Below are 4,386 nucleotides of genomic sequence, written 5' to 3'. Positions count from 1 at the left end.
ACCGATCACCAGCGGGTCTCCAGCGTCACGCCCAGGATGCGCGGCTCGCCCAGCAGGGCCACCGGCACGTCTTCGCGGGTGTACTGCTTGTACTTCTCGTTCAGCAGGTTCTTGGCGAACACATAGGCGCCCCAGTGGCCCCCCAAGTGCGCGGCCTCGTAGCCGAAGCGGCCGTTGACCAGGGTGCGGGCGTCGGCGATGCGGCCGTCCTGCTCGCCGCCGGCCTCGGTATAGGCCTTGGCGCGGTAGTTGGCGTTGAGGTTGGCGACCAGGCCGTTGTCCCAGCGATAGTCGCCGCCGACCGCGAAAGTCCAGTGCGGGGCGTAGGGGAATTCCGAGCCCGACAGGTCGCGGACGTCCGAACCCGTGCCGACCCGGAACTCGTCGAACTTGGTCTTGGTGTGGCCCAGCGACGCCCACCAGCTGGCCTTGGACGACAGGTGCTGGTTCAGCTCCACCTCGAAGCCGTAGAGGTGCGAGGTCCCGGCGTTCTCGACCTGGTAGTCGTAGGTGTTGAGGCCCAGGTTGACGATCACCTGCTGGTCGCTCCAGTCGACATAGTAGGCGTTGGCGTTGGCCGTCAGGCCCCACTGCGGCCAGTAGGAGCGCAGCGAAAGCTCGTAGTTCCAGGTGAATTCCTGGTCGTAGGGCACGACGGTGGCGCGGGCGACGTTGACGGTCGAGCCGCCCGAGCGATAGCCGCGCTGCACGACGAAGCTGGTCGAGAGGTCATCGGTCCAGGCGTACTTGACGCCGAGCTTGGGCAGGAAGGCGTCGAACTTGCGCGTCGAGCCGGGCGAGGCGGCGCCGGCCTGGGCCACCATCGAGGCGACGAAGTTGTTCACCAGCACCACGTACGGCGCGTAGGCGCCGAAGTTGGCCGGTGTGGGATAGGTTCCGGCGAACACGGCCGTCTGCGACGACTCCTGCTCGTTCTCCTCGTGGTCGTAGCGGAAGCCGGCCAGCAGGCTGAGCTTGGCGGTCAGGTCGAAGCTGCCGTCGGCGAACAGGGCGGTGGTGGTGACGATCTCCGGCGCGTCCGACGAATAGTCGACCGGGATCACCGGCAGGGCGGCGACATAGATGGTCGCGAAGGCGTTGGCCTGCGCCTGGGCCGTGGCCAGCGGCGTTCCGCCGCTCACCAGGGTCGAGGTCAGCACGCTGACCAGGGTGGCGGTGGGGAAGGTGACGTTGGTCAGGCTGGCCGACTTGCGGTCGGAGTCGCGCTTGGCGTGATAGAGGCCGACCAGGCCCTTCAGCCGCTCGCCGTCGTAGTTCAGGCGCACTTCCTGGCTGGTGGTCTTGGTCAGCTCGTCCTGGCCGCCGTAGGACAGGGTCTGCGGCGTCAGGTCGGCGTCGTAGCGCTGCACCAGGTCGACCTTGCTCCACGAGAAGGCGCCCGACAGGGTGAAGCGTTCGCTTAAGGCCTGCGAGAGCTCCAGGTTGAAGATGTCGGTGGTGATGTCGCTGGTGTTGGGCGTGTCGGTCTTGCTGACGCGGTGGTCGTAATAGTCCGGCGTGTCGGTGCGGGCGTAGGTGTAGAGATAGCCCGACCTGTTCTCGTTGCGGCTGTAGGTGGCGATCGCCTTGAAGCCTTCCAGCGCCGTCGGCGTCAGCAGCAGCTTGCCGCGATACGAGCGGGTGTCGACGGCGTCGTCGTCGCGCTTCTGCACGGTGTTGTAGACGAAGCCGTCGGCCTGGCGATCGTGGAAGGCTGCCCGGAAGGCCAGCTGGTCGGCGACGATCGGGCCGCCGCCGGCCAGGCCGATCGAGCGGTCGTCGCCGCTGGCCGCGGTGGCGCGGGCCTTAAAGTTCCAGTCGAAGGTCGGGTCGGTGGTGCGGATGATCACCGCGCCGGCCAGGGCGTTGCGGCCCTGCAGGGTCGACTGCGGACCCCGGAAGATCTCGACCTGGCCCACGTCCCACATCTCCAGCGGACCGCCGTACATGGCGCGCTCGGGAATGGCCGCGCCGTCCAGATAGACCGTGGCCAGGCCGCTGGTGCCGCCGCCCGAGACGTTGTTGTTGGCCACGCCCCGGATCGTGAAGCCGCTCTTGCCGTAGGTCTCGCTCATGTTCGCCGTGCGGGCGACCACGTCGTAGAAGCTGCGGATCTGCTCGCGCTCGATCGTGCGGGCGGTCGTCACGGCCACGCTGGTGACGGTGTCCTGCAGCGAGCGGGCGGTCTTTTCGCCGGTCACGACCACGGCGTCGACCGCGGTGGGGGCTTCGGGCGCCGTCGCGATCGGCTCCTCGGCCCGAACCACGCCCGCCAGCGCCGCCCACGCGCCCAAGGCGCTCGCCATCATCAACCGCGATTTCATGCACTTCCCCCGTTACTAAGAACGGGTCGCAGCTACCGGGCGTTCAGTTGCGAGTCAAATGCAAACTCATTTGCAAAAGTAATCGCAGGGCGCGCAATTTCGATGGCTGACGTTCCGGTTCAGGAGGAGGGCAGGGCCGGTCCCGCCGCCTTGGCAGCGTCGTAGGCGGCCCATTCCTCCTCCATCTGCCGCTGCCATCGCGCGCGCAGCACGGCCGGTCGCTGGCCGTGGCGGTCGTCGAGGAACTGCGCGGCCACCACCCGGTCGGTGCGGAAGTTGCGGAAGTCGCTGCGCAGTTCGCACCAGGCGATCAGCATCCGCACGGTGGCGAGGTAGCCCACCGTCACCGGCCAGACGACCCGCTGGCTGACCGCGCCCTTCTCGTCGCGATAGTCCAGCCGGATCTTGCGGCCGGCGTGGATCCAGGCCCGGGTCTGGGCCATGTCGATGTTGTCGGGCGTCGGGTTCCACGGCGCGGGGGCGCGGGTCGCCGGCTCCAGCACATAGGGCCGCAGGTTGTCGGGCACGGCGGCGGCGATCTTCGCAATGAGATCGCGGGCGGCGGTGGCCAGGGCGGGATCCCCGCGGCCGGCCACCCATTGGGCGCCCAGCACGGCGGCTTCGATCTCGTCCGGCGTCAGCATCAGGGGCGGCATGTCGTATCCGGCCTCCAGAACATAGCCGACGCCCGCCTCGCCGCGGATGGGCGCCCTCTGACCGACCAAGGCGGCGATGTCGCGATAGACGCTGCGCTTGGAGGTCTCCAGTTCGGCGGCGATGGAGTCGGCGGTGACCGGCGTCCGGCTGCGGCGAAGGATCTGGATGATCTGGAATAGGCGTTCAGCGCGTCTCATGGGTCCCACAGTGCCGGATCGTTGCTGACAGCATGCTGGCAGCAGGGTGGCGGCAGTCTGTCCTCATCGCAATACCGCACGAGAGGGACCTCGAGATGATCACGCTCTACGCCGCCGGCCCGGCCTACGGCCTGCCTGAGGGAAGCCCCTACGTCACCAAGACCGAGATCCACCTGATGATGGCGGGCCTGGCCTACCAGAAGGTCCCGGCCCATCCCGAGACCTCGCCCAAGGGCCAGCTGCCCTGGATCGACGACGACGGCGTCAAGGTCGCCGACTCCACCTTCATCCGCGCCTATCTCGAGCGCAGCTACGGCGTCGACCTCGATGCGGGCCTCACCCGGGTCGAGCGCGCCCAGGCCTGGGCGATCGAGCGGATGGTCGAGAACCAGCTGGGCTGGGCCAACTGCTATTTCCGCTTCTTCGACTTCGACAATTTCGAGAAGGGGCCGGCCCACTGGTTCGACGGCGCCCCCGAGGCCATGCGCCAGGACCTGAAGGCGGGCCTGCTCGACGCGGTCGAGGCCAATCTCAAGGCCGTGGGGATCGGTCGCCACGGCCCCGACGAGATCGTCGAGCTGGCCGCCTGGTCGCTGACCGCGCTCTCCGAAATGCTGGGCGACAAGGCCTTCCTGATGGGCGAGCGGCCGACCAGCGTCGACGCCATCGCCTTTTCCATACTGGCCCAGATCCTGACGCCGTTCTTCGACTCGCCGATCCGCCAGCGGGCCGAGGGGTTCTGCAACCTCGTGGCCTATGCCGAACGGATGCTGGCGACCTTCTATCCGGCCTTCGTATCGGAGGTCCGCCCGGAAGCGGCCACGGAGACTCTGTGGGCCGCGTGATCCGTAGCCGTCCGGACGTTGTTTCGGGACGCGCCTTCCTGTAGATGCGACGCATTCTTATCGAGTGCGTGGAGTCTATCGGCGTGGGACGACCCCGGACGGGCGGGCGAGGCGGGGACAAGGCGCTCGCGGCGGGCGTTTCCCTGGGCCTGCACGCGGCCGCCGTTCTGGCGCTCGTCGGCTTCGTGCGCACCATGCCGGGCCTGTCCGAGCCGCCGGCCATGGAGGCGGCGCTGTTCGAGGCCCTGACCCCCAGTCCCGAGCCTTCGCCGTCGACGGCGTCGAGCGAGCGGCGGGCGCAGGAAGTGCCGCGCGAGGCCCGCAGCGTCTCGCCGATCCGGCCGCGTCCTGTCCCGATCCCCG

General features: G+C 68.5%; 3 protein-coding genes and 1 pseudogene. 2 read left to right on the top strand and 2 right to left on the bottom strand.

Annotated features, from left to right (window positions below; genetic code table 11):
• Positions 1 to 5 precede the first annotated feature (5 nt).
• On the bottom strand, positions 6 to 2,324 hold the full coding sequence (locus tag DMC18_RS09690; RefSeq protein ID WP_110119985.1) for a TonB-dependent receptor: 2,319 nt from the start codon (positions 2,322 to 2,324) through the stop codon (positions 6 to 8).
• Positions 2,325 to 2,443: 119 nt separating this feature from the next.
• Positions 2,444 to 3,178 carry a YafY family protein gene (locus DMC18_RS09685; RefSeq protein ID WP_110119986.1) on the bottom strand — a complete coding sequence of 245 codons (735 nt, stop codon included), beginning with the start codon at positions 3,176 to 3,178 and terminating at the stop codon, positions 2,444 to 2,446.
• Between the two features lie 95 nt (positions 3,179 to 3,273).
• Between DMC18_RS09685 and DMC18_RS09680 the strand changes: the two genes are divergently transcribed.
• Together DMC18_RS09680 and DMC18_RS09675 are read left to right on the top strand one after the other, a co-directional pair.
• Positions 3,274 to 4,023, top strand: a complete 750-nt coding sequence (locus tag DMC18_RS09680; RefSeq protein WP_110119987.1) for a glutathione S-transferase family protein — start codon at positions 3,274 to 3,276, stop codon at positions 4,021 to 4,023.
• Positions 4,024 to 4,106: 83 nt separating this feature from the next.
• Positions 4,107 to 4,386: pseudogene (locus tag DMC18_RS09675) on the top strand (hypothetical protein); the annotation flags it as partial.

The organism is Caulobacter sp. D5 (genome assembly GCF_003185805.1).
Classification (GTDB): domain Bacteria; phylum Pseudomonadota; class Alphaproteobacteria; order Caulobacterales; family Caulobacteraceae; genus Caulobacter.
This window is presented reverse-complemented; position numbering and strand designations above follow the sequence as displayed.

Excerpts from the sequence above, each read along its gene's own strand:
- DMC18_RS09690 (WP_110119985.1), bottom strand. The coding sequence starts at position 2,324 with ATGAAATCGCGGTTGATGATGGCGAGCGCCTTGGGCGCGTGGGCGGCG.
- DMC18_RS09685 (WP_110119986.1), bottom strand. The coding sequence starts at position 3,178 with ATGAGACGCGCTGAACGCCTATTCCAGATCATCCAGATCCTTCGCCGC.
- DMC18_RS09680 (WP_110119987.1), top strand. The coding sequence starts at position 3,274 with ATGATCACGCTCTACGCCGCCGGCCCGGCCTACGGCCTGCCTGAGGGA.